This window comes from Psychrosphaera haliotis (genome assembly GCF_009728465.1).
In the GTDB taxonomy this organism is placed as follows: Bacteria; Pseudomonadota; Gammaproteobacteria; order Enterobacterales; family Alteromonadaceae; genus Psychrosphaera; species Psychrosphaera haliotis.
Genome location: NZ_WOCD01000003.1, coordinates 640576 through 663765, shown reverse-complemented (window position 1 = coordinate 663765; position 23190 = coordinate 640576). Strand labels below are relative to the sequence as shown.

The window sequence follows — 23190 nt, the reverse complement described above, 5'->3', positions numbered from 1 at the left end:
GCCCTTTATCCTGTTTAATCGCGGCCTCCCTAAATGCCTCGTTTATATCTTTAATGAGTGACCTATCGATTTCTAACACTATTTTTATTGCATTTACTTGGTGGATTGGTGACTCGTTGGGAGTTATATTTTTCACTCCAGTCGTTTTATCTATTTTCGAAAATGACTATTACCAGCAAAAAAAAGACAGGCTGAGGATTGCCATTCCTGCTTTTATGTTATTTCTACTCGTCTCTTTTGTATTTTATCTTTCAAGGGTTAACTATGAAGAGTCAAGACATGATCAATTCGAGTCAGAAACCTCAAACTTTTCCCAAACGTTAAATATCTTAGAAAATACGATTACTCAGCAACTTATAGCGCTTAAAGGTCTATTTGACAGTAGTAATGAGGTAGAGAGGGAGGAGTTTCGGTTATTCTCTGAAAGTATCATTAATCCAAACGTAAAAGTAAGAGCTTTGGCGTGGCTACCAAAGGTTGAAGGGAGTAAAAGAGAAGCATTTGAAACCTATATTGATAAAAATGATTTTCCGAAATTCTATTTAAAACAGTTAATAGATGGTGAAGTTAAGCCAGCGGTTAAACAAAGCTATTATTTACCAATTTTGTTCTCGGAACCATTGGCTGCCAACAGAGGTGCGATTGGTCTTGATGTTTTAAATCACGATGTGGTCGGTGCCACTGTTAGAAAAGCAATTAATACAGGAACAATGGCGGTTTCACCACAAGTCTCTTTAGTGCAGCAGAAAGAGAAGTTTAATGCGGTTATTGTATATTACCCATACTTTAAAGATGGGTATGTTAAAGGAAGCGGTAACCCTGAAAATAATTTGATTGGGATATTTGAGGCTGTTATAGAATTAGATCAGCTTGTTGAAAGTATTTATCATCAGGCCAAAAGTGACAGCTTTTTACTTCAAACTCATTATATTCAAGATCAACAAACAACTGCATTTTTTAACTTTAACTTTCGCGATGACGCACTCTTTAAAATAGAGTCAAAGTATTCTTTTTTTGATACTGAATTACTTGTGCTTTTCTCTAGCTCCAAAAAATTTGATGAGGAGTCTGTTGATTGGTCTAGCTGGTTGATTATAGTGGTTGGTTGTTTAGTTAGTACATTCAGCGTCATATTTATAATAGTAATGACAAACCTAAGCGAGATGCTGGAAGAAAAAGTGGGTAGAAAAACCAGTGAACTAAAAGAGAAGAACACTGAGTTGTTAAAAGCAAATGAAGCGAAAAGTCGCTTTTTAGCAATATGAGTCATGAATACCGAACGCCACTAAATGCAATTATTGGCTTTGCTCAGCTGGGTAAGTCAGATGGAAATACTAAAAAGTCTTCTGAGTATTTTGAACAAATACTTAATTCATCAAAGTTTCTTTTGGGAATTATTAACAACGTACTCGACTTTTCTAAAATTTCGGAAAACAAAATATTATTAGAGAAGCAACCTTTTACCGTGAGTAAATCGGTTGATACTATCTATAACCTACTAAAAGAAAAAGCATCCGCAAAAGGTATTTTGTTACATACAAATAAGGGCAACGTTGAAAGCTACCTTGTGAAAAGCGACTCGGTAAGAGTTGAGCAAATATTGATGAACCTAGTAGAAAATGCAATTAAATTTACGGCTGTTGGGGGCGTAACTTTTAGTACTAGCTTGCAAGGGATTAAAAAGAGTAGCGCAACATTAGTAATCAAAGTGAAAGATGAGGGGATTGGCATACCTCAAGACAAAATTGAAACCCTGTTTGATAGCTTTACACAAGCCGATGAGTCCACAACACGCCGCTTTGGAGGTACAGGTTTAGGTTTGGCAATAGTTAAACAGATTTGTGATGCTATGGACGCTAAGATAGATGTGTATAGCTTAAGTGGTCAAGGGAGCAGTTTTGAAGTTAACATCCCGGTGGAAATTGAACCTATAAGTAATTTGGAAAGTGAAGATTTAACTTCAAAAGAAGATAGCTTAAGTAATTTAATTGATTCGGTGGACAAAAAGTTCCTGTTTAATGCATTAGTCGTTGAAGACAATAAGATAAACCAACTAATTGCCAGTAAGCAGTTAGAGCTGTTAAAAGTGAAGTCGAAATTGGCGGATGATGGCCAGCAGGGCCTAGATTATTTGGCGACGCACAAGCCAGATATTGTGTTTGTTGACTTACACATGCCAGTTTTAGATGGTTTTTCTATGATTCGTGAGATGAAGAAGATGTTAGATTTAGCCGCTATTCCAATTGTCATTATCAGTGCAAGCGTAAATCATGAAGACAAAGAGTATGCAAAAATATTAGGTGTAAATGATTATGTGACTAAACCCTTTTTATTAGAAGAGTTGAGTTCAGTGATAGACAAGTTACTGGTACAAAAAAGCCAGCAGTAAAGCTGGCTCTTTGTATACAAGCATCATAAGAATTAACGTAAAGTACGTAATCCATCGTTTAGATGTGGGCGAATTGCTTTTAGTATCGCGCCTAGAACTTTAGGTGTTGCTACAACAATGTTGCCTGATTTGTCGTAATTGTTTCCACCTTCGAAGTCAGCGACTACAGCACCAGCTTCTTGTGCGATTAACTGTCCAGCAGCCGTATCCCAAGGACGTAAACCAATTTCAAAGAAACCTTCAACACGTCCGGCAGCAACATAACAGATATCAAGTGCAGCAGAGCCTGCGCGACGCATGTCAGCTACTTGTAAAAACAGTTCATTAAAAATCTTTGAGTAAGCTTCAATTTGATGCTTTTGCTTGAATGGGAAACCTGTTGCTAAAATAGTACCAGATAAGTCTTTCGCTTTTGAAACACGAATTCTTCTGCCATCAAGTTGCGCACCAGCACCTTTAGAAGCAGTAAATAGTTCGCCACGAATTGGGTCGAAAACAACAGCTTGTTCTAGCTTGCCATCTACTCTAAGCGCAATAGATACAGCAAAATGAGGAATGCCTTTTACGAAGTTTGTAGTGCCATCTAGTGGGTCAATGATCCACTGATATTTAGCGTTGCCATCAATAACACCGCTTTCTTCAGCAACAAATGAATGATCAGGGTATGAAGCCTGAATTGTAGAGATGATTGCTTGCTCCGCTTCAATATCCACGTTGGTAACAAAGTCATTTGCGCCTTTAAGCTCTGACTTAACCATATCTAATTGCTCGTATGCTCGAGCAATAACTTTACCAGCATTACGCGCAGCACGGACTGCGATATTTAACATCGGTTGCATTACAATCACCTATTTTTGAAAAGAACGTAATTAAGAATAATAGTTAAAAAGCCGAAAAAAGCCCCACCTAAACTCAATTAATGAGAGGTGTGCGCACTAATATTCCAAATTACTAAAGAACGTTTTTTAATCAGGCGCGCATTTTAGAGACTTTTAAAAAAAAGTAAACAAAATTCGCTTCAAACCTATAATATTTCTAGGTCTGCTACTTTTTGACTAAACTCTGCTAGGTCCATTTCTGCACAGTCATCATTGTCCTGCCAGTCTAAACCAATAATGATATTGTCTTGGCTTAAGTCTTCAACCCAAAACTCTAACCATTCAGCGACAGAAATTTGAGTTGGTACATAAGTCGCCCACTCGTCAGTACAGTTTTTTTGAGCAATAGACTCTCTAGACCAAAGAAGCATGACATCAGTGTCTTCAAATTGCACTGAGTCAACAATTACCCAACCGTCAGACTCTTTGTCATGCAATGCCCAAATCATTTGTGTTGCTTTAACTTCGTCAAAAAATTCGCTGATTGAGTTGCTGTCGTTATTCATATTTGACTCTCTAATTAGTTGATGGCGTAAGCCTTGTAAAAAGAGCCTTAACGTTAAAGGCTCCTCATTACTGTTTAATGAAATAAAATGTCGCTAGACTAAATTCTACTTGGTTTCTTTTTAGCACTAGGTTTGCCACTCGGCTTACCTGAAGGCTTGCTATTGGCTTTTGGCTTATTACTAAACTGTTGCATGCCAGAGTGACGTGTTAACGCCTTCTGGCCTTTGTTAGCGCCAACTTGAGGCTTACGGCCATAATTACCGTTACTACGATTCTCTTCATTTGGAGACGCTGGCGGTACTAAGTGATCTGGACCATTACCAATTAATTTTGCTAATCCCATTTCTTTTAGTGCATGACGGATCATTTTCCAGTTTTGAGGATCGTGATAGCGCAAAATAGCCTTATGCAGGCGTCGCTCTTTTTCACCGCGTGGAATTGGCACGTTGTCATTTTGTTTCTTAACTTTATGCAAAGTATCTATTTCTGTGTGATACATAGTGGTTGCAGTTGCCATCGGAGATGGGTAGAAGTTCTGAACCTGGTCTAAACGGAAGCGGTTTTCTTTTAACCACATCGCGAGGTTAATCATGTCTTGAACTTCTGTGCCAGGGTGAGCGGCAATAAAGTAAGGGATCAAATACTGTTCTTTACCAGCTTCTTTTGAATACTTTTCAAATAGCTCTTTAAATTGGTAATAACTGCCCATACCCGGCTTCATCATTTTAGACAAAGGACCTTCTTCTGTATGTTCAGGCGCTATTTTTAAATAACCGCCAACATGGTGCGTTACCAACTCTTTAACATAACGAGGATCTTGCACTGCTAAATCGTAACGAACACCAGAAGCGATAAGGATCTTCTTTATGCCTGGTAGTTCACGAGCTCGTTGGTACAAATTAATTGTTGGTTCATGGTCAGTATCCATGTGCTTACATATATCAGGGTAAACACACGATGCTCGACGACAAGTCGCTTCTGCTTTTTCAGACTTACAGCGCAACATATACATGTTGGCCGTTGGTCCACCAAGATCCGAAATTACGCCAGTAAAGCCAGGAACTGTATCTCGGATTTGTTCAATTTCATTAATAATAGAATCTTCAGAACGACTTTGAATAATACGACCTTCGTGCTCAGTGATTGAACAGAAAGTACAACCGCCGTAACAACCACGCATAATATTCACAGATGTTTTAATCATCTCGTAAGCTGGTATTTTTTTGCCTTCGTATTTAGGGTGCGGAATGCGCGCAAATGGCATACCAAATACGTAATCCATCTCTTCAGTTTCAAGTGGAAACGCAGGTGGATTTATCCAAACACTTCTATCACCGTGGCGCTGCATTAATGCTTTTGCACAACCAGGGTTTGTTTCTTGGTGTAAAATTCGGTTTGTGTGTGCATACAAAATTTCATTTTTAGATACTACTTCAAAAGCCGGAAGTTTGATGTAAACACGATCCCAAGGACGACGTAACTGCGACTTGGTTTTTTGGCGGTCATAAGGCTGAACAACAAAGGCTTGGCTTACGCCTGTTTCATCTGCTGCACTTTCTTGAATTGCTTCATCTTTATTACTACAAGTATTAGCATCATATTCTTGGTACGGGTTTAGTATTGGGTCAATAATACCCGGCTTATCAATGTGAGTTGAGTCAATACCTTGCCAATCAGGTAAGGCGTCTTTTAATACGATGGCTGTACCACGGACATTTTTGATTTCTTTGATGTCTTCGCCTCTTGAAAGGCGATGCGTGATTTCCACCAGTGGACGCTCTGCATTACCAAAAATAAGCATGTCAGCTTTAGAGTCAAAAATAACCGAACGGCGTACTTTGTTTGACCAATAATCATAGTGGCCAATACGGCGTAAACTCGCTTCTATGCCACCAATAACAATTGGCACACCTTTAAAGGCTTCACGACAACGCTGAGAATAAACAGTAACGGCTCTATCAGGGCGCTTTCCACCAATATTATCTGGCGTATACGCATCATCGTGACGCAATTTTCTGTCAGCAGTATAACGGTTGATCATGGAATCCATGTTACCGGCAGTAATACCAAAATACAGGTTCGGTTTGCCTAAACGCTGAAAGTCATCTTTGCTGTGCCAATCTGGTTGATCAATGATCCCAACTCGGAAACCTTGTGATTCCAACATGCGCCCAATTACGGCCATGCCAAAGCTAGGGTGATCAACATATGCATCACCGGTAACGATAATGACATCACAACTGTCCCAACCTAATAAGTCCATTTCTTCACGGGTGGTTGGGAAAAATGGCGCTGGGCCAAAACATTCAGCCCAGTATTTAGGGTAGTCCCACAGTTTCTTATCGGTTTTCACCGTCGCCGCTGGCGGCTTTATCGGTGAACTTGGACGTGCGGTTTTTGCTTGCATTTGGACTACCTTTGTAAATTTCATTTCCACAGCATTTAGTATAGTGCTTGTGAACGGACGCGCGATTATACAGACTTTTCACGTAAAGGTGAAAAGCAATCATAATATTATTTGTATTAATTTTAATCATCACGCTATGCTTTTGAACAATCTTGTTTTTTTTTGCATTGTTTAAATTATGTTCAAAAATTAACAAAATAGTAGTTGATAATAATGAAAAACCCTGCTTAAAATGCATTAGCAAATTTCATGGATATAATAAAAAAAATAATGAAAACTGGAATCAAATTTGCGGTATTTGTGGTGTTGTCACTACTTTTTGCCATATTTACAGAAATTGATCTAACCGTATCAAGTTGGTTCTACGACGCTAATAATGGTGGTTTCTACTTTAACAATTATGCATTTGTTCAAGTCATTTATGACATATTCAAACATATGCCTAAGCTTCTCCTTCCTGCGTTTATCATTTTTATAATATTAAGCATAAAACTGGCTTGGTGCTGTAACCAAAGAAAGCTATGTAGCTTTGCTCTGATCGCTATCTTGCTTGGACCTGGCATCATCGTACATACGGTTTTTAAAGACAACTGGGATAGAGCAAGACCTCGCCAAATTGAAGCTTTTGGTGGTGATAAAGTGTTTTCGCCGGCCTGGGTTATATCTGATCAATGTGAACGAAACTGTTCCTTTGTAAGTGGTCACGCAGCCATGGGTTACTACTTTATGATTTTAGGTTGGTTATTAAACTCTAGGCGCTGGATGTACTTTGGTATTGGCCTAGGCACTCTTGTTGGCATGATAAGAGTTGTTCAAGGTGGACACTTTTTAAGTGACGCAATTCTTGCGGGCTTTATTGTTTACTGGAGCTTCTGGGGTATTGCAGCTCTCATGAAAATACCTCAGCCAGGCAGCAAGGTAACAAACGATCCTGAATCAAAATTGCCGGTAGATGCAAAAATTCCACAAGTCGCTTAGCTATAAAAAGTCCTCTTAGTTCAACTGGATAGAACAAGGGCCTCCTAAGCCTTAGATACAGGTTCAAGTCCTGTAGAGGACGCCATTCTCCTCGGCAAACCTTTACCTATTAGGTTTTCTTTAACCTAAGGTAAACTGGCATTCATATTGCTTTAAATTAATAAGATCTTTATTGTTGGTTTAAAAATATGAAACAGTTTTTACTCGTCCTAACCTTGTTTTTGTCTGGTTGCACAACTATTGAACGTTTAGCTGAGCTGCAAAACCCGCCGGTAGAAAAGGGTTATGAGCAATATCAGCCTGAGCGTGCAGGCGCGTCTTTTCATGGCCATGTTGAACAACTCGCTAGACAATTGTTGAATACAACAAACCATTTCAATATTGGTCAGCCTATTTTAGTCGGCACCTTTTTGCCAGCTAACACCCTTTCGGAAGAAAAGAATGAGTCTCTTTCGCCATTTGGAATTCAAATTCAAGAAAGCTTTGTTACTTTTTTGACACAGGCTGGACTCAAGGTGACCGAATTTAAAGTACAAAAGCAGGTTATTATTTCTGATCAAGCCGATAGATTTATGAGCCGAGATGTTAACAGTTTAGAAAATAATATTACCGCCGATTACCTATTAGTTGGTCATTACGTTCAGCAAGAAAATGAATTAGTGGTAAATGCCAGAATAATCGACTTATCAAATAAAACGGTAGTTGCGGCAGCAACCGATTACATACCAATGAATGCAATGTGGAGTCACGAAAAAGTGAAGCTGAAAAATGAAAAACTATACCGTGGCGAATACTAGGAGCAAATCATGAAAAAATTAATCCCTCTTATAATAGCGACTAATATTACCGCTTGTTCATCCATTTCTGAGTGGTCTGTAGAAGAGTCTTACAATGATGATATTAAAGTTGAGCAGGCCGCTAATGAAGATAGCACTGACGATCAGACTGCAAACGCATTAGTGAGCGAATCCGAAGAGACTTCATTAGCTCCAAAGCCAAGATTAGATAACGAAAATGTAATGACGGCAAATGATGCGAGTTTAAAATTCCAGAATGACTACCGCAGTCATTTGTTGGGAAAAATGAATGAAATGGGCAAGCAACAACCTAACCGTGGTGGTCGTGATAAAAACATCAACTTTTACGTTCGTGGGTTAATGCAAGACTTAGTGTCTAATATGAAGTACGTAAATTCGAGTACGCCTATAGCCGTAACGAGTTTCGTGATGTTAGATAGTGACTTTCAGTACTCTGACATATTAGGCAAGCAAATATCTGAGAGCTTTATCCATGAGGTTCACAAATTTGGTATTCCTGTTATAGATTTCAAAACGACAGATTTTGTGCGCGTCACGCCAGACGGCGATTTCATTTTTAGTAAAGACTACTTAGAGTTAGAAGGTGACTTACCAATCAAATATGCCGTTGCTGGAACGTTAACAAAGCAACTTACTGGTTATTTGATTAATGCTCGTGTTGTTGGAATTGATTCAAAAGCGGTTGTCGCATCGGCACAAGGTTTTTTGCCTAATAATGTCGTTAACCAATTAACTTCGAGCGGCTTTAATGATGGTATACCAGTTGTATCTTCTGAGCGAAACGTAGATTAAACAACATCTTGTTAGGTGAGTCGTTATGATATCGAAAAAATCAAATGTTAGAGTGCTACTTTATGTTAGCGGGTTAGCTTTACTATCGGCGTGTTCATTTACGGAACAACCAAAGCCTATTGTGCAGGTTAAAGAAGAAAATGTTTGCATGAACCCAAGAGGGCAAATTATTGACTGTCCTAAAAGTATAAACGGGTATGGTGCTGACACAACGACTGAAACTATTGAGACTCCAATTGTTCGCACTAATAAACCTGACAATTTCGCTGAGAGACAAAGATCTAATTACTCGTCTGCATCTACTATGGAGTCTGAAAGTGCTTATATTGCTAACCACACGTTAACAGGCAATCAACACTCTGTTTTATTGAGTGAATATATTGAGCAAATATCAGCGAGTTTAATAAGTAATGTTTCAAAAGATGCAAAGCATGTCATAGTGGGCGTCACATCATTTGTCGATTTCACTAACGACTTAGCTACGATCACGCCAGTTGGCAATATTGTTTCGGAGCACTTTACCACGCACTTATTTCAAAATGGCTTTACGGTAGCAGATTATAAAGTAAAAAATACCGTGTCCATTACGCCACAAGGAGACTTTGTGTTTTCTCGTGATGCCAACAAGCTTACTTCAAGCGAATCAATCACTCATGTCCTTACAGGCACAGTGATGTATCAACAAACGGGTTTGTTAATTAATGCTAGAGTCGTTGATTTTGATAATAAGTGGATAATTTCAACCGCGTCAGGCTTTATACCTTATTTTGTATTAGATACGGTGATCCCTCCTGGCGCTAAACATACAGTGCTTTAGTTAGGCGATATTATGCGTAAAGTTGTGATGGCTATGTTGTTATTAACTGTGGTTGGTTGTCAGTCAACTGAACCTGTTGTTATAACAAAAGTGGTATACAACATTACCGAAGTTCCGCATGAGAAGGCTTATGAAAAAGAAGCTGAAAGAAGAGCGAGCGAGTCTCCCACTGACTTACTTGACCCGTTTTTTGTCCGCCTGCAATACTACCTTCAAATTGAAAAAGAAATAAACCTTATTTATGACAAGCTAGAAACCTCAATATATTCAGGGGAAGACAAGCCTAAAATTAAACTGCTACCTGCAAAGGGAAAGATAAAAGGCGCGATGTTTCAGAGTCGAGCAAACATCATTATCAGTGAGTTCATATTAAATCGAATTGAAGCTTATGACTTTGATAATGAAATGCAGCAGGTTACACATAGTAAAACTTGGTTTATTACACCTAAGCTCAAAATTAGAAATGGAAAAATCTGCTTACAATTAGAACTAAAAGATGAAAATAACCTAATTATTCCTGTTGTTGGAGCAAGTTCTGACATTACCGATTATTTCTTTTTCAACTATGTAGATGGTATTCGCTTTGATTAAGTAAGGTTGTTCCATATCGTTTTTAAAAGTGTTTAAATGAAAGCTAGAAATGAACCAATAAAAACAAAAGGGATCCCTATGAAGTCGTTCACTCTTTCTGCATTAACCGCAGCTTTAGCTTTATCTGCTTTATGCTCTGCACAATCTGCTCACGCTATTGAAGTATCGAAAAAAGCAAAAGATATCGCTCAAAATACAATAATTGTAGATAGTCATATTGATGTTCCTTTTCGTATAAATAAACGCTGGGAAGACGTAACGGTCGCTACAGAAAAAGGCGACTTCGATTATCCAAGAGCAAAAAAAGGCGGCCTTAACGCGCCATTTATGTCTATTTACTTACCTGCAACGCTTGAGGCGCCAGGTAAAGACTATGGGGTTCAATTAGCTCATCAACTTATAGACTCCGTAGAAGCAATTGCTAATAGAGCACCTGATAAGTTTGCCGTAGCGTATTCGACTTCTGATGTTGAAGAGCATTTTAAAAAAGGTCTTATTTCGTTACCAATGGGCATGGAAAACGGAAGTCCTGTTGCCGGTAGTCTTGATAATTTAAAAATGTTTTATGACCGCGGTATCCGTTACATCACTCTTGCACACTCTCTTTCAAATCACATTTCAGATTCGTCATATGACCTTCGTCGTAACTGGAAAGGTTTAAGCCCGTTTGGCAAAGAACTTGTCGTTGAAATGAATAAATTGGGTGTCATGGTTGATATATCGCACGTTTCAGACGCTGCGTTTTATCAAGCAATGGAGATAACTAAAGCGCCTGCGATAGCTTCTCATTCATCATTACGAAAATTCACGCCAGGTTTTGAACGTAACATGGACGACAAAATGATTAAGGCCCTCGCTAAAAATGGCGGCGTTATTCAAATTAACTTTGGTTCTAGTTTTGTATCTCAAGAAACGCGTGATTGGCAAGATGACCTATCTAAGAAATTTGAAGCCGCTGGCGTTAAATGGGGTGATCCAAAAGCGAATGAAATCGCAGAAGCACACCGTAAAGCAAAACCGTATCCGTTTGCGTCATTAGAAACTGTTTTGGATCACATTGATCATGTTAAGAATCTAGTGGGCATTGATTACGTAGGTATCGGCTCTGACTTTGATGGTGTGGGCGATTCGTTACCAAGAGACTTAAAAGATGTGTCTTATTTCCCTCACTTAGTACAAGGTTTATTAAACCGAGGCTATACAGAGCAAGAAATAAAGAAAATCTTGTCGGGTAACTTTATGCGCGTTTGGAAAAAAGTAGAAGCCGTAGCAGCCTCTATGTAAGGCCTATTAGGGTTTTAGCATGAGTTCCGTCTTACCTAACAGAATTTTATCTGCTAGTATGATGGAACTTTTTGCTAAAGGATGATTCCAATAGCAACAACCTTTTAATCTTATGAAGTAGTAATTACATGAAGCAAATTTTATTAGTTTTATTGGCCCTTGGGGTTCTTTCAGGCTGCAGTAGCTGGGTTTATAAATATGACATCGTTCAGGGGAATTACCTAAACCAAAGAGATGTGGATAAACTTCGTGTGAATATGACCAAAGAGCAGGTTAAATTTGTTTTAGGCACACCAGTCGTTAGTAATGCATTTCGTGACGATGATTGGCACTATGTTTATACAAGACGCGTAGGTAAAACAGATGAATTGCTCAGAAAAGAGATTGTAGTTCATTTTACTGGGGACAATTTAAGTAAGGTTTCTGGGGACTTTGACAAACCAGAAAACTTCGATACGCCACTAGACGCTGAGTAACCTCTTTATAGCTATGTTAAGCCGAAGTTAATCTTCGGCTTTTTTACGAGGGTTTGGTCGGCCACCAGTTACTTTATCAGCTCGGCCTTCTTGCACAGCTTTTTCTGCACGGCGCTTACGGACTTCTTTAGGGTCGGCAATAAGAGGTCGATAAATTTCGATTCGATCACCATCCTTTAAGCTAGCTTCAAGCTTACAAGTTTTTGACCATATCCCAACTTTTAGCGCAGCCAAATCTATTTCTGGGTGGCTTGTCATAATCCCACTCTTATCAATGGCTTGCTCAACAGTAGACGCAGCATCGACTTGCAATTGCAAAAGGGATTGTTTTTCAGGAAGGGCGTATGCCACTTCAATTGTAATCATGTTAGACATAAACTTGTTTTGCTCTTTGTGTGAATGCAGTGACCATACTTGTTGTTACGTGCGTAAATATCTTGCCAAAAGCGAGCTCAATCATTTTTGAAGAGAATTCAAAGTCTAGTTCGAGTTCAACTTTACAAGCATCAGAGTCGAGCTCAGTGAAGGTCCAGCTACCAGTTAAATATTTGAAAGGGCCGTTAACTAATGTCATATTGATAACCCGGTTAGACACCAATTCATTTTTAGTGGTAAACCATTTACTGATGCCAGCTTTGTTAATTAACAACGAGCCTTCTAGTTTTCTGTGCTCGACAAGACTTTACAAGTGGCATCAGCACAATTAGGTATAAACTGAGGATATGACTCTATATCATTAACTAAATTATACATTTGATCGCAGCTATACATGACTAACGCGCTGCGTGAAAGCTTTGGCATGGACCCTACTTATCGTTTTTAACACTCGTTAAGGTTTATTCTAACAAACTTACATAGAAAATAACCTATAAATGGTTATAATCGATGGAGAACTAACAAAGAAGTAATTATGGCTAAGAAAAAACCAAAAACACCATCTAATACAATTGCATTGAACAAAAAAGCTCGCCATGAGTATCAGCTTGATAAGAAGTTTGAAGCGGGCGTGGAGCTGCAAGGATGGGAAGTAAAAAGTATCCGAGAAGGTAAAGTAAATATTTCGGATACCTACGTATTTTTAAAAGATGGCGAAGTATTTTTATTAAATGCTGAAATTCAGCCTTTAAATCAGGCATCAAGCCACGTTGTTTGCGAACCAACTAGGTACAGAAAACTGTTACTTAAAAAACGCGAAATTATGGAGTTGGTTGGTGCCGTTGAACGTCAAGGTTATACCCTTATAGCAACAGCAATGTATTGGAAAAAAAGCTGGGTAAAAGTGGAATTCCATTTAGCAAAAGGTAAACATAGCCAAGATAAGCGTTCAGATATCAAAGACAGAGACTGGGGCAGACAAAAAGAAAGGCTTATGAAACACGCAGGTCGATAAATTATTAGGTAGCGTTGGACATATAATTTAACGCTACTGAAATTTATTCGTTGTTTTGAAGTTCTAATGGTCCAGTAAAACCCAATTATGGATGCCTATGGATTCGATACAGCAAATCAGTGAAGACAATGTACAAGTTTTAAATCAGTTACTTACCTTTTTAACGTCGTTAGATTCTATTCAATATCAGAATGTCCCAACTAACCACGGCTCTTCAATGGGCGCGCACGTGCGGCACATTATCGAACATTATCAATCTGTTCTTACCACAAATTCGCTCATAGATTACGACGATCGAAAACGAGATCAAACTGTTCAATCGTCTAGGTCAGCAGCAACAGGTCAAATAAAGTCTGTTATACAAATATTATGTGGCATACAAGCCGACAAAAACGTTGTTGTTTTATGCACAACAAACCCTGCTATATCGCCCTCTGAAGTGAACAGTTCACTAGCACGTGAGTTATTATTTTTGTACAGCCACACCACGCACCACATGGCTATTATTAAGCTATTGTCTACTTCAATTGGATTATCAATCGATGATTCGTTTGGTAAAGCGGCATCAACAAGAGTGTTTGAGAGTAATGTGCAGTCTAAATTGGCGTAAATTCGGCGGTAGTATTGGTCTTGTTTTCACACGAGACGAATCTGTATTAAGGGCAAAAGCTTTACCACCACAACGTTTTTCGAAAGCTGGGGTAGAGTATTTAATGCCCGTAGACCCGGTTGGCAAAGGAAGTTGGATATCGGCCAATAATAAAGGAATGGTATTTTGCCTGCTAAATGATTACCAGGGCAATATGAAGCCAATGAGTGATAAGTTAGTATCTCGAGGTGCATTAATTCAAAAACTTGCAGAATGCGCTACATTAGCTGACGCTGAGGATATTATTAATACTTGGCCTTACCACCAAAGCCAGCCTTTTTATTTATGTGTCATTAGCTTAAATGACCAATTTTTGTGGCACTTTAATGGCGACAAACTCCTACAGAAGGAGACGCTCCCTGAGCAACTATACTCTTCAGGACACCCCGAGGTAGAGAAAATAAAAACGTTGCGATCTGAATTCGCCAAGAGCCAGAAGATAAGTTTTGTTGATGATATTATTAAACTGCACCGTGCTCATGAGCCAGAAGTTGATGGTGATAGAGCTTATAGTTTTTGCATGCACAGAGCTGAAGCTTGCAGCCAATCCATGACCGTTATTGAGATAAACCAGAAGAATATTGAATTCAAATATTGGCCAGGTCAACCATGTGAAGCTAACCTAGCCCAACCTATTTTTAAATCCCTAACGATTACATAAATCACTATTACGTTGATTTTTAACTAATTTGAAGTCGCCTTCAGTACTAGACATTTGTAGGTAACCTTCTTCACTAATCGCAGAGTTTGCGTCAGTCACTTTGATATACACCATACTAAACTCATCTACTTGCCTTTCAAACGTTGCGATTTTTTTGTCATCACTCAAAGTATATGAAATATTGCCTTTGCAACTTTCAATTTGCCACTTTAAGTCAATGTCTGAATTTGTCCATCGAACACGAGCTTGCCAGTCCGTTGATGTTGATATTGTTGTTTTAACACCACTTAGTTCTAACTGTGGTGCAATGTCAGTGTAGCCGCTTGCATCGAAGTTATGGCTTACGCTGTCAGTACAGTCGCTAATTAAACCCGTATCAGACATTTGCTGAGTTTCGGCATCATTAACACTGGTATTACAATCAAAGTCATCATTTGGCGCAATGCTCAAAAGATGGTTGCCAGCTCTTTTAGGCGTAGCGTAACTAAGAATATATAAACCATTCTCATAACTTTTTGCGAAATCTAATGCTGAGTTCAATACGGTATTTAATTGGTTAAAGTTTTCTATAGAAAAGATATTGGATTCAGGAGTAAACTCAGCCAACGTTTCAGTATTTGACTCGTTGCCTAACACGATAAAGTACACATCTTTGCTGGCGACTGAGCTTAAGGCTTCATCTTTTGATACTAGCTCCGAGTTGTCATTACCGTCGGTGAATAAGATCAAGCTACCATAACTGATTAAATCTGAGGACACTTCATTAGTCCAACTGTCAGCGCTTTGTTTAATGGCACCAAATAGATTCGTACTATTTCCACCAACTTCGATATTATCTAGTGCATCAAAGATGCTTTGGATGTCTTGTGACGGTTCAAGAACATGTTCAATTGTGCTATCAAATGTAAAAATTGAAATCCGTTGATTCGCTTCAAGTAACGAATTGCCATTCGCGTCAGTAACACTGCTCTTAATACTAGAGACAACCTGTGCAAGGTTTGCTTGCGTAAGTGATGCACTAATGTCGATTGCAAAAACCGTTGTGTACGTTGCATTTAGACCCACAAGTGGATCAACTTCTAAAAATGACTCAGTTTTAGATATTGGTAGCTGATTTTCAGTAACAATTAAATAGTCAGTTACATTATCAGTTGTTAAATTTTCAATGGCTTTACCGGTAATCCGGTTTACCAAATGGAAAGCAAAAGTCAATACTGACGGTGGTTCTTCTGAAAAGCCGAGGTTATTTAAACTATACGCGCGGGCTTCAAGTCCCGAACAACTGATAGCGACATTTGAAATGTTAGCGGTTGCTGTACCAGTACTGTTCTCGATGCTGCAAACCAACCCTGTCGGAGCATTAACAAGCCGGATAACAAAGTCTTCTTGTATCGTAACTCTAGTGCTGAAGGTGAAATTTCCATTAGTATCAAGAGCCTCTTCATTGTCGTTGATGCTAACAGTTATTTTTCCTGCTAATCCTTCAATAGTACCACCTATCGACACCGTATTAGGGTCTACCTCTGCGGAATCGCTAGAGCCACCGCCTGAGCATGCCTGAAGTAGTGAAGCCATTAATACAACAGCTAGCGCGAAGTGCGATTTAGCGCCTTTTGAGAACATATATTTTTCCTTAATACCGAAACTTTAACGGTCTAAATTCTTTAACGAGTGGAGATGCAGTTTTTTGAGATGTAGTCGTCAGTTTTGTCAGTGATAACAATAGCGTTAGCATCTTTACAAAAGTAGGTTTGTACTTGGCCGCTATAGTCACTGGTAACAACGGTGGATATTTTATTTAATAAGGTTTTGAGATCACTACTTTCGGTAAAGTGTTCTTTAACGATGTAGTCATATTTTAGATCCCAAATTAACTCAATACCTTCAGCAGAAGAGTAACTTTCTAATGCCGTTTTAAGAGTATCATTTTGTTTAAATGAACGTTTTTTCTTAGGACCTTGCCAAAAGTCTTCAGCGGGCTCTACTGTGCCGTCAAGTGATTCGAGTTGTTGTCCCATTGTTTGTTCAGGTTCAGGCAACTTAATGGTGTAATCGTTTAGTCTTTCGGCTCCAGGTTTCATAGCCTGTCGCACTTCGGCATAAAACTTAGCAACACCTTTTGCTACTGGGTTTTCGCTTGTCTTATTGCTTTCGTCACTGCCCCAGTAAACAAAGCCGACAATAAGTAGAATAAAAATAATTGGCGCAACAATTTTACCGATTTTGCCAGATTCTTTCTTTTGTGTGCTTTTATTATTTTTGCTCATAAATCCCTCTTTAGTATAACGAGTCCGGATCATCTGTAGGTCTTGTTTTAAACCTGCGGTGAACCCACATGTACTGTTCCATATTATCTAATACTGCTTGTTCTACCCACTTATTTATTTGCTGTGCATTTTCAAGTGAGTCCTTACTAGGATAATCACTTAAAGGAGGCAGAAATTCAATCTCATAACCAGAATTATCTGGTAATCTTTTTAACTTTGTTGGGATAGTCGCGGCGTTTTTGTGACTTGCAAAAATTTCGGTGCCAGTTGTGGTGGCTGCTTTATCTACCGCAAAAAATGGTGCGAATACACTGCGTTTTGGACCATAGTCATGATCCGGTAAATAAACCGTTATTTCACCGTTTGATAAAGCTTTTAGTAAACCTTTAACGTCTTTTTTTCCAATCATATAACGATTTGAACGACAGCGGCCTCTGTATTGTACCCACTCCAATAGTTTATTATTGTGCGGTCGATAAAAACCTACACAAGGGTAGCCGTTTTCTCCAAGTACACGGCCCATCATTTCTAACGGTAGAATATGGAAAAACAGTAAAAAAATACCTTTGCCTTGTTTTAACGCTCCATCAATATGCTCAGTCCCTTTTACATTACAAATAGGTTTTGCGCGCCAAGTTGGCCACCACCAAGAGATACCACTTTCAAATAGTGCGATACCTGCATTTTCAAAGTTAACTTTTACTAACTGTTCGACATCTTTTTGAGGCATATCAGGGAAACACAGTTGTATGTTTTTTGTCGCAATGCGCTTTCTTTTTTTCATTGCGGACATCAATAACCGGCCAATACCTCGGCCCATAGCAAGCTGTAATTTATAAGGTAACCAGCTAAGCGAATAAAGAGTTATAACTAAAAGCCAGGTAAGCCAAAACTTTGGATGGAAAAAACGCCAAGAAAAGGTAGGTGCAACAAAGTTGTTTTTTGATTCAGGTTTACTCAAAACGGAGTCTCACGATAGGGAACAAATTATCTGCTTTCTATTCTAACGTATAGTAAGTGCTTATTGATATCCCTTTCTGGTCATTTCAGTTGGACATAAAAAAACGGAGCAAAGGCTCCGTTTATATATTAACTAGTTATCTTTGCTAAATGTTTTTATTTAAGGCCGCTATTTACAGCGGCTAAGTCTTTACCATTTAGTTTCGCCAGATGCTTGTCTAAGAGTAAGCATTGCTAAAATATAATCATAGCGACTTGTGGCTAAGTTACGTTTTGCATTATAAAGGTTTCTTGTGCTGTTAAGTACGTCAACAATAGTACGAGTACCAACATCAAAACCAGCTTGTGTTGCCTGTAATGCGCTCTCAGCGGATACAACTGATTGGTTTAATGCTTTAAGCGTAGACACTAATGAAGAAACATCAGCAAATGATGTTCTTACACTACGTACGGCGGCTCTATAGGCAGCTTCACGATCTTCGCTAGCAAATACATAGTTTGCTTGAGCCTGTTTCACTGCTGCTGTTGTACCACCACCGCTATAAATTGGCACGTTCAACGTTAGGCCAATTGATGAAGAGTTTAATGCAGGGCCATCAATGTCTTTACCAGCATCGTTGGTGCTAACTGAAGCTGTTAAATTTAGCGTAGGGTAGTGACCAGCGTCAGCGCGTTTGATATCAAACTTAGCCGCTTCAACAACTAACTCTTTGCCTTTAAGTTCTAAGTTGTTTTGTTCCGCTTTAGTAACCCATTGTTGAACATCGTTAGGTACCGGTAAAGAAGCTTCAAAACGCTCTGTATTTAACGGGTTAAAGTTATTGTAAAACTTGCCCGTGATTTCACGTAAAGCTTCTTTTGAAATTTCTACATTGCTTTTGCTGCGAATCTCTGTAGCAACAGCATTGTCATAATTAGCTTGAGCTTCGTGTACATCAGTAATAGCCGTTAAACCGACTTTAAAACGTTCTTTAGTTTGTTCAAGTTGGCGCTCAATGGCTTTTTTCTCAGCTTGAGAGAACTCTAGATTGTCCTGCGCTTTTAAAACGTTGAAGTAACTTTGTGCAACACGTTGAATCAAAGTTTGTTGAGCAAGGTTTAAACTTGTTTGTGCTTGTAACGCACGCTTTTCAGCAGCGTCCAAATTGTACCAGTCACCCATTTGGAAAATAGTTTGAGTTAGGGTAAGTCCATAATTTAGATTACTTGAGTCATAATCATAAACTTCATTAGTAGTAGAGCTTACCGCTTCACTGTTGCCTAATGAGTACCCAGCAGAGAAAGAAATATTAGGTAGTAAACGAGCAAACGCTTGTTCTTCAGTTTGCAATGTTGCTTCGTAGCTCGCTTTTGCTTTTAAAGTTTGTGGGTCGTTTTGTACCGCATCCTTGTAAGCATCTAATAAGTTTGTCGCTTGAGTTTGCATAGAGACGCTGGCGAAAAATAGCGCGATAGATGCTGTTATAAAAGACTTTCTCATACTGGTTCCTTAACCGAAAATTTTATACCAATTTTAGCGTTTAGCGATAGTTGGCTATATTGTAGCCTTTCTCGTTGTTTTGCGTAATGTTTTTAATGTAAATTAATATACTGCAAATGTAACAGAATATTGAATTGTAAATAAGCTGAAACCGTTATTTATGTTAAACTCCCAACTTAACAGGTTGAGCAGGAATTAACGAATGGCGAACGATAAATATACACCTCTATTTGATAGCAAAAATATTGAAATCAAGTCTGTAGATAAAGTATTTAGCGGCTTTTTCAAAATAAACAAATTTACGTTCAGACATAACCTGTTTAATGGTGGCCAAAGCAATTGGGTTGACCGTGAAATATTTGAACGAGGTGATGCTGTAGGGGTGCTACCTTACGATCCTTTTGAACAAAAAGTTGTGCTTATTGAGCAAATCAGAATTGGCGCTCTGGCATCAAAAGAATCTCCTTGGTTATTAGAAGTCATTGCCGGCATGGTAGATAAAGAAAATGAAGACTTAGAGGATGTCGCCAAAAGGGAAGCATTTGAAGAAGCGGATTTAAATATAAATACACTAACGCCAATGCTCAGCTACTTGTCTAGCCCAGGCGGAACCAGTGAACGACTTTATTTGTACATGGGCATTGTTGATTCAAACGGCGTTGGTGGCGTACACGGTTTAGAAGATGAAAACGAAGATATCAAAGTTCACGTATTAGATGTTGAGCATGCATTTGAATTATTAGACTCGGGTGTAATAGATAACGCAGCGACAGTTATTAGCCTACAATGGTTGAGGCTTAATAAACAGAAAATAGATGCAGAGCCTGCAAAATACTAGATGAATATGAATACTGTAAAAAAAGAAAAGTACGTTGTTGACCTTAAGCGTTTGCAAACTATTTGTAGTCGCAACTATGCCTTATTATTAAGGCTTTTGCCGTTGGAGTATGCTAAAGGGCAGCAATGGCACATTGAGCTAGGTCAGGGGCTTTATTTTGAATTATCAGTGTCTGATATTTCACCATATACAGAACAGTTTACGCTTCAACAAAGAAGTACGTTAAGTACATTGGTGGGTCAAATGGATATTGAGTTTAGGCTTTATCATGATGCACAAATGGTTGAAGTTACTAAATACCAGCAACAAGATCGTATTCGCCCAAACAATCCATACCCAAATGATAAACTTCATCATAAAGATGAAAAAACGCAGATAAATGCCTTGTTAAAAGACTGGTTAAACTTAGCAATAGACCATCAACCTGATAAAATAGATGACCGTCTTTTAAAAAATTCAGCATCAAGTTAATGGCCAGTATTATATATCTACACGGATTTCATTCATCTCCTTTGTCTGAAAAAGCCGTTCAATTTAATCAATTTATGAAACTGCATCACCCTGATATAAAGGTGTATACGCCTCAGTTACATGTGCACCCCCAACAAGCAATTAGTGAAGTGGAAACGCTGGTTGAGTCAATTAGACAAGCAAATGACTCTGAGCTCATTGGCATTGTGGGTAGCAGCTTAGGCGGTTTTATAAGTACTTATATACATAATAAATATAACGTCCCTGCGGTTGTGATAAATCCTGCTGTTAAGCCATTTGAACTGCTGGAGGATTACGTAGGTAAGCAAGTTCAACCTATCACAGGTGAAGAGTACTTATTAGAGCCGCATCATATGGACGAATTAAAAGCTATTTATCAGCCAGCTTTACATGACTCAAGTAAAGTATGGTGTTTGCAGCAAGAGGGCGATGAGGTTCTAGATTATCGTCAAGCGGCTGAACATTATCAGTTGGCCAAAATGACATTAGAACCCGGTGGCAATCACAGTTTTATTGGCTTTAAGCGATACTTACCGCAGATAGTGGATTTTTTCCTTTAAGTTTGACTCAATCCTAGTTAACCTTTCATTTAGAACCTAAAATTAGAATAATAAGCGCTATGACTAATCAATCTTATAATGCAGAAGCGATAGAGGTACTAAACGGTTTAGAGCCGGTACGTCGTCGCCCTGGAATGTATACCGATACAACCCGTCCAAATCACCTTGCTCAAGAAGTAATAGACAACAGTGTTGATGAAGCTTTGGCAGGACATGCAAGTCATATTGTGGTGACGCTGCACGAAGACAATTCTTTGGAAGTGTCCGATGATGGCCGAGGAATGCCGGTAGATATTCATCCTGAAGAAGGGATACCAGGCGTAGAGCTAATTCTTACTAAGCTGCATGCTGGTGGTAAGTTTTCTAACAGCAACTACGAATTCTCAGGTGGTTTGCATGGCGTAGGTGTATCAGTTGTAAATGCACTGACCACTAGAATGGAAGTTCGTGTTCGACGCGATGCACAAGAATATCAAATCGCTTTTGAAAATGGCGATAAGGTTCAAAGCTTAGAAGTTATAGGAACAGTAGGGCGCAGAAATACTGGTACAACAGTACGATTTTGGGCTGACCCTTCTTATTTTGATAGCGCAAAATTCTCTAACTCTCGTTTGATCCACAACCTCAGAGCTAAAGCCGTTTTATGTCCTGGCTTAAAAATTAAGTTTAACAATAAACAGCTTAAAGAAACCCACGAATGGTTTTATCAAGATGGTTTAAAAGACTACTTAGTTGATGCAGTAAAAGGTTTTGTTATGCTGCCGGAAGACCCATTTGTTGGTTCTTTTAGCGGTAATTTAGAAGCGGCTGAGTGGGCGGTTACTTGGTTACCTGAAGGTGGTGATTCTATTGGCGAAAGTTATGTAAACCTAATTCCTACAGCCCAAGGTGGTACTCATGTAAACGGACTAAGACAAGGTCTGTTAGAAGCTATGCGAGAGTTTTGTGAATTCCGAAATTTAGTCCCTCGCGGTATCAAGCTGACGCCTGAAGATATTTGGGAACGATGCAGCTATATATTGTCGGTTAAAATGCAAGACCCGCAATTTGCTGGTCAAACTAAAGAACGTTTATCTTCAAGACAGTGTGCGACGTTTGTGTCTGGTATCGTTAAAGATGCCTTTAGCTTGTGGTTAAACACGCATACGGATATTGCTGAGCTACTAGCGGATATGTGTATCTCCAATGCACAAAAACGATTAAGAGCTGCTAAAAAGGTCATACGTAAAAAAGTCACTCAAGGTCCAGCACTGCCAGGTAAATTAACCGACTGTTCTAGCCAAGAAAACGACAGAACAGAATTGTTTTTAGTTGAGGGTGACTCAGCTGGTGGTTCTGCAAAACAAGCAAGAGATCGTGAGTTTCAAGCTATCATGCCGCTTCGAGGCAAGATTTTAAATACGTGGGAAGTTGAAGCTGGACAAGTTCTTGGTTCACAAGAAGTACATGATATCTCTGTAGCCATTGGTATGGATCCTGACTCGTCAGATTTATCTCAGTTAAGGTATGGGAAAGTTTGTATCCTTGCCGACGCCGATAGTGATGGTCTGCATATCGCTACATTATTATGCGCACTGTTTACTCGTCATTATCAAACGCTTGTTGAAGCTGGTCATGTTTATGTTGCTATGCCTCCACTTTATCGAATTGATGTAGGCAAAGAAGTCTTTTATGCCTTGGACGATGGCGAAAAAGACGGGATCTTAGATCGTATTGTTGCCGAGAAGAAAAAAGGCAAAGTAAACGTTCAGCGCTTTAAAGGTCTAGGTGAGATGAACCCATTGCAACTTCGTGAAACCACTATGGATCCAAACACTCGTCGATTAGTGCAGTTAACGATTGATGAAATTGCGCCAACGATGGAAATGCTCGACATGCTACTTGCGAAAAAACGAGCGGGCGATCGTAAATCATGGTTGGAAAGCAAAGGTAACAAAGCAACCGTTTAGTTTTGTA

24 protein-coding genes, 1 tRNA gene and 1 pseudogene are annotated in these 23190 nt (G+C 39.0%); 17 read left to right on the top strand and 9 right to left on the bottom strand.

Annotated features, from left to right (window positions below; all coding sequences use genetic code 11):
* The first annotated feature begins 53 nt into the window (after positions 1–53).
* Together GNP35_RS07890 and GNP35_RS07885 are read left to right on the top strand one after the other, a co-directional pair.
* Positions 54–1265 (top strand): CHASE domain-containing protein, encoded by a 1212-nt coding sequence (locus GNP35_RS07890; protein WP_155695592.1) that lies wholly within the window; start codon positions 54–56, stop codon positions 1263–1265.
* Entirely contained in the window at positions 1262–2389 is a 1128-nt protein-coding gene (locus tag GNP35_RS07885) for an ATP-binding protein (protein ID WP_155695591.1), read from the top strand. Before GNP35_RS07890 ends, GNP35_RS07885 begins: the two co-directional genes overlap by 4 nt.
* A gap of 32 nt (positions 2390–2421) precedes the next feature.
* Here the strand turns inward: GNP35_RS07885 and suhB are convergent, their stop codons facing one another.
* From suhB to GNP35_RS07870, 3 genes are all read right to left on the bottom strand, one after another.
* Complete coding sequence (gene suhB, locus GNP35_RS07880) at positions 2422–3228, bottom strand: inositol-1-monophosphatase (protein WP_155695590.1); 807 nt, start codon at positions 3226–3228, stop codon at positions 2422–2424.
* A gap of 185 nt (positions 3229–3413) precedes the next feature.
* Complete coding sequence (locus GNP35_RS07875) at positions 3414–3773, bottom strand: DUF2750 domain-containing protein (RefSeq protein ID WP_155695589.1); 360 nt, start codon at positions 3771–3773, stop codon at positions 3414–3416.
* Between the two features lie 98 nt (positions 3774–3871).
* Positions 3872–6037 carry a YgiQ family radical SAM protein gene (locus GNP35_RS07870; protein WP_414153688.1) on the bottom strand — a complete coding sequence of 722 codons (2166 nt, stop codon included), beginning with the start codon at positions 6035–6037 and terminating at the stop codon, positions 3872–3874.
* Between the two features lie 393 nt (positions 6038–6430).
* On the opposite strand from GNP35_RS07870, the gene GNP35_RS07865 reads away from it, so the two are divergent.
* From GNP35_RS07865 to GNP35_RS07830, 8 genes are all read left to right on the top strand, one after another.
* Complete coding sequence (locus GNP35_RS07865) at positions 6431–7159, top strand: phosphatase PAP2 family protein (RefSeq protein WP_155695587.1); 729 nt, start codon at positions 6431–6433, stop codon at positions 7157–7159.
* A gap of 9 nt (positions 7160–7168) precedes the next feature.
* Positions 7169–7244: transfer RNA gene (locus GNP35_RS07860), tRNA-Arg, on the top strand.
* Between the two features lie 103 nt (positions 7245–7347).
* Positions 7348–7956, top strand: coding sequence for a FlgO family outer membrane protein (locus GNP35_RS07855; RefSeq protein WP_155695586.1), 609 nt, complete (start codon positions 7348–7350; stop codon positions 7954–7956).
* Between the two features lie 9 nt (positions 7957–7965).
* Entirely contained in the window at positions 7966–8769 is an 804-nt protein-coding gene (locus GNP35_RS07850; RefSeq protein ID WP_155695585.1) for a FlgO family outer membrane protein, read from the top strand.
* 25 nt (positions 8770–8794) lie between these two features.
* The gene (locus GNP35_RS07845; RefSeq protein WP_155695584.1) at positions 8795–9586 is read left to right on the top strand and encodes a FlgO family outer membrane protein; all 792 of its coding nucleotides are present in this window, start codon (positions 8795–8797) and stop codon (positions 9584–9586) included.
* A gap of 12 nt (positions 9587–9598) precedes the next feature.
* Entirely contained in the window at positions 9599–10177 is a 579-nt protein-coding gene (locus tag GNP35_RS07840; RefSeq protein WP_155695583.1) for a hypothetical protein, read from the top strand.
* A gap of 36 nt (positions 10178–10213) precedes the next feature.
* Positions 10214–11461: a dipeptidase gene (locus GNP35_RS07835; RefSeq protein ID WP_414153678.1), complete on the top strand. Its 1248-nt coding sequence runs from the start codon at positions 10214–10216 to the stop codon at positions 11459–11461.
* 128 nt (positions 11462–11589) lie between these two features.
* On the top strand, positions 11590–11937 hold the full coding sequence (locus tag GNP35_RS07830; protein ID WP_155695582.1) for an outer membrane protein assembly factor BamE: 348 nt from the start codon (positions 11590–11592) through the stop codon (positions 11935–11937).
* A 27-nt stretch (positions 11938–11964) separates the two neighbouring features.
* Here GNP35_RS07830 and GNP35_RS07825 read toward each other — a convergent pair whose 3' ends face one another.
* Together GNP35_RS07825 and GNP35_RS07820 are read right to left on the bottom strand one after the other, a co-directional pair.
* On the bottom strand, positions 11965–12312 hold the full coding sequence (locus tag GNP35_RS07825; RefSeq protein ID WP_155695581.1) for an RnfH family protein: 348 nt from the start codon (positions 12310–12312) through the stop codon (positions 11965–11967).
* Positions 12305–12738, bottom strand: a pseudogene (locus tag GNP35_RS07820) (type II toxin-antitoxin system RatA family toxin). The gene GNP35_RS07825 and the pseudogene GNP35_RS07820 overlap by 8 nt, the downstream one beginning before the upstream one ends.
* 109 nt (positions 12739–12847) lie before the next feature.
* Here GNP35_RS07820 and smpB point away from each other — a divergent pair.
* From smpB to GNP35_RS07805, 3 genes are all read left to right on the top strand, one after another.
* A complete protein-coding gene (gene smpB / locus GNP35_RS07815) occupies positions 12848–13327 on the top strand; it encodes an SsrA-binding protein SmpB (protein ID WP_155695580.1) in 480 nt (159 codons plus the stop codon).
* Positions 13328–13424: 97 nt separating this feature from the next.
* Positions 13425–13937, top strand: a complete 513-nt coding sequence (locus tag GNP35_RS07810; RefSeq protein ID WP_155695579.1) for a hypothetical protein — start codon at positions 13425–13427, stop codon at positions 13935–13937.
* Positions 13915–14637: an NRDE family protein gene (locus GNP35_RS07805; RefSeq protein WP_196492460.1), complete on the top strand. Its 723-nt coding sequence runs from the start codon at positions 13915–13917 to the stop codon at positions 14635–14637. The genes GNP35_RS07810 and GNP35_RS07805 overlap by 23 nt, the downstream gene beginning before the upstream one ends.
* Here the strand turns inward: GNP35_RS07805 and GNP35_RS07800 are convergent.
* From GNP35_RS07800 to GNP35_RS07785, 4 genes are all read right to left on the bottom strand, one after another.
* Positions 14623–16260: a vWA domain-containing protein gene (locus tag GNP35_RS07800; protein ID WP_155695577.1), complete on the bottom strand. Its 1638-nt coding sequence runs from the start codon at positions 16258–16260 to the stop codon at positions 14623–14625. The genes GNP35_RS07805 and GNP35_RS07800 overlap by 15 nt on opposite strands.
* Positions 16261–16301: 41 nt before the next feature.
* Positions 16302–16904, bottom strand: a complete 603-nt coding sequence (locus GNP35_RS07795) for a TcpQ domain-containing protein (protein WP_196492459.1) — start codon at positions 16902–16904, stop codon at positions 16302–16304.
* Positions 16905–16914: 10 nt separating this feature from the next.
* Positions 16915–17865, bottom strand: a complete 951-nt coding sequence (gene lpxL, locus GNP35_RS07790) for an LpxL/LpxP family Kdo(2)-lipid IV(A) lauroyl/palmitoleoyl acyltransferase (RefSeq protein ID WP_155695575.1) — start codon at positions 17863–17865, stop codon at positions 16915–16917.
* Positions 17866–18054: 189 nt separating this feature from the next.
* On the bottom strand, positions 18055–19344 hold the full coding sequence (locus GNP35_RS07785; protein ID WP_155695574.1) for a TolC family outer membrane protein: 1290 nt from the start codon (positions 19342–19344) through the stop codon (positions 18055–18057).
* A 202-nt stretch (positions 19345–19546) separates the two neighbouring features.
* Between GNP35_RS07785 and nudF the strand changes: the two genes are divergently transcribed.
* Genes nudF through parE form a run of 4 tightly spaced genes read left to right on the top strand, consistent with a single transcriptional unit; the run spans position 19547 to position 23183 of the window.
* Positions 19547–20182 (top strand): ADP-ribose diphosphatase, encoded by a 636-nt coding sequence (nudF, locus tag GNP35_RS07780; protein WP_155695573.1) that lies wholly within the window; start codon positions 19547–19549, stop codon positions 20180–20182.
* A gap of 6 nt (positions 20183–20188) precedes the next feature.
* The gene (locus GNP35_RS07775; RefSeq protein ID WP_196492458.1) at positions 20189–20653 is read left to right on the top strand and encodes a DUF1249 domain-containing protein; all 465 of its coding nucleotides are present in this window, start codon (positions 20189–20191) and stop codon (positions 20651–20653) included.
* A complete protein-coding gene (locus GNP35_RS07770; RefSeq protein WP_155695571.1) occupies positions 20653–21234 on the top strand; it encodes a YqiA/YcfP family alpha/beta fold hydrolase in 582 nt (193 codons plus the stop codon). The genes GNP35_RS07775 and GNP35_RS07770 overlap by 1 nt, the downstream gene beginning before the upstream one ends.
* A gap of 59 nt (positions 21235–21293) precedes the next feature.
* The gene (gene parE / locus GNP35_RS07765) at positions 21294–23183 is read left to right on the top strand and encodes a DNA topoisomerase IV subunit B (RefSeq protein WP_155695570.1); all 1890 of its coding nucleotides are present in this window, start codon (positions 21294–21296) and stop codon (positions 23181–23183) included.
* Positions 23184–23190 lie beyond the last annotated feature (7 nt).

What these genes read in the sequence shown, in the direction of transcription:
- GNP35_RS07890 (WP_155695592.1), top strand. Translation starts at nt 54, where the DNA reads ATGAGTGACCTATCGATTTCTAACACTATTTTTATTGCATTTACTTGG.
- GNP35_RS07885 (WP_155695591.1), top strand. Translation starts at nt 1,262, where the DNA reads ATGAGTCATGAATACCGAACGCCACTAAATGCAATTATTGGCTTTGCT.
- suhB (WP_155695590.1), bottom strand. Translation starts at nt 3,228, where the DNA reads ATGCAACCGATGTTAAATATCGCAGTCCGTGCTGCGCGTAATGCTGGT.
- GNP35_RS07875 (WP_155695589.1), bottom strand. Translation starts at nt 3,773, where the DNA reads ATGAATAACGACAGCAACTCAATCAGCGAATTTTTTGACGAAGTTAAA.
- GNP35_RS07870 (WP_414153688.1), bottom strand. Translation starts at nt 6,037, where the DNA reads ATGGACTTATTAGGTTGGGACAGTTGTGATGTCATTATCGTTACCGGT.
- GNP35_RS07865 (WP_155695587.1), top strand. Translation starts at nt 6,431, where the DNA reads ATGGATATAATAAAAAAAATAATGAAAACTGGAATCAAATTTGCGGTA.
- GNP35_RS07855 (WP_155695586.1), top strand. Translation starts at nt 7,348, where the DNA reads ATGAAACAGTTTTTACTCGTCCTAACCTTGTTTTTGTCTGGTTGCACA.
- GNP35_RS07850 (WP_155695585.1), top strand. Translation starts at nt 7,966, where the DNA reads ATGAAAAAATTAATCCCTCTTATAATAGCGACTAATATTACCGCTTGT.
- GNP35_RS07845 (WP_155695584.1), top strand. Translation starts at nt 8,795, where the DNA reads ATGATATCGAAAAAATCAAATGTTAGAGTGCTACTTTATGTTAGCGGG.
- GNP35_RS07840 (WP_155695583.1), top strand. Translation starts at nt 9,599, where the DNA reads ATGCGTAAAGTTGTGATGGCTATGTTGTTATTAACTGTGGTTGGTTGT.
- GNP35_RS07835 (WP_414153678.1), top strand. Translation starts at nt 10,214, where the DNA reads ATGAAAGCTAGAAATGAACCAATAAAAACAAAAGGGATCCCTATGAAG.
- GNP35_RS07830 (WP_155695582.1), top strand. Translation starts at nt 11,590, where the DNA reads ATGAAGCAAATTTTATTAGTTTTATTGGCCCTTGGGGTTCTTTCAGGC.
- GNP35_RS07825 (WP_155695581.1), bottom strand. Translation starts at nt 12,312, where the DNA reads ATGTCTAACATGATTACAATTGAAGTGGCATACGCCCTTCCTGAAAAA.
- smpB (WP_155695580.1), top strand. Translation starts at nt 12,848, where the DNA reads ATGGCTAAGAAAAAACCAAAAACACCATCTAATACAATTGCATTGAAC.
- GNP35_RS07810 (WP_155695579.1), top strand. Translation starts at nt 13,425, where the DNA reads ATGGATTCGATACAGCAAATCAGTGAAGACAATGTACAAGTTTTAAAT.
- GNP35_RS07805 (WP_196492460.1), top strand. Translation starts at nt 13,915, where the DNA reads ATGTGCAGTCTAAATTGGCGTAAATTCGGCGGTAGTATTGGTCTTGTT.
- GNP35_RS07800 (WP_155695577.1), bottom strand. Translation starts at nt 16,260, where the DNA reads ATGTTCTCAAAAGGCGCTAAATCGCACTTCGCGCTAGCTGTTGTATTA.
- GNP35_RS07795 (WP_196492459.1), bottom strand. Translation starts at nt 16,904, where the DNA reads ATGAGCAAAAATAATAAAAGCACACAAAAGAAAGAATCTGGCAAAATC.
- GNP35_RS07785 (WP_155695574.1), bottom strand. Translation starts at nt 19,344, where the DNA reads ATGAGAAAGTCTTTTATAACAGCATCTATCGCGCTATTTTTCGCCAGC.
- nudF (WP_155695573.1), top strand. Translation starts at nt 19,547, where the DNA reads ATGGCGAACGATAAATATACACCTCTATTTGATAGCAAAAATATTGAA.
- GNP35_RS07775 (WP_196492458.1), top strand. Translation starts at nt 20,189, where the DNA reads ATGAATACTGTAAAAAAAGAAAAGTACGTTGTTGACCTTAAGCGTTTG.
- GNP35_RS07770 (WP_155695571.1), top strand. Translation starts at nt 20,653, where the DNA reads ATGGCCAGTATTATATATCTACACGGATTTCATTCATCTCCTTTGTCT.
- parE (WP_155695570.1), top strand. Translation starts at nt 21,294, where the DNA reads ATGACTAATCAATCTTATAATGCAGAAGCGATAGAGGTACTAAACGGT.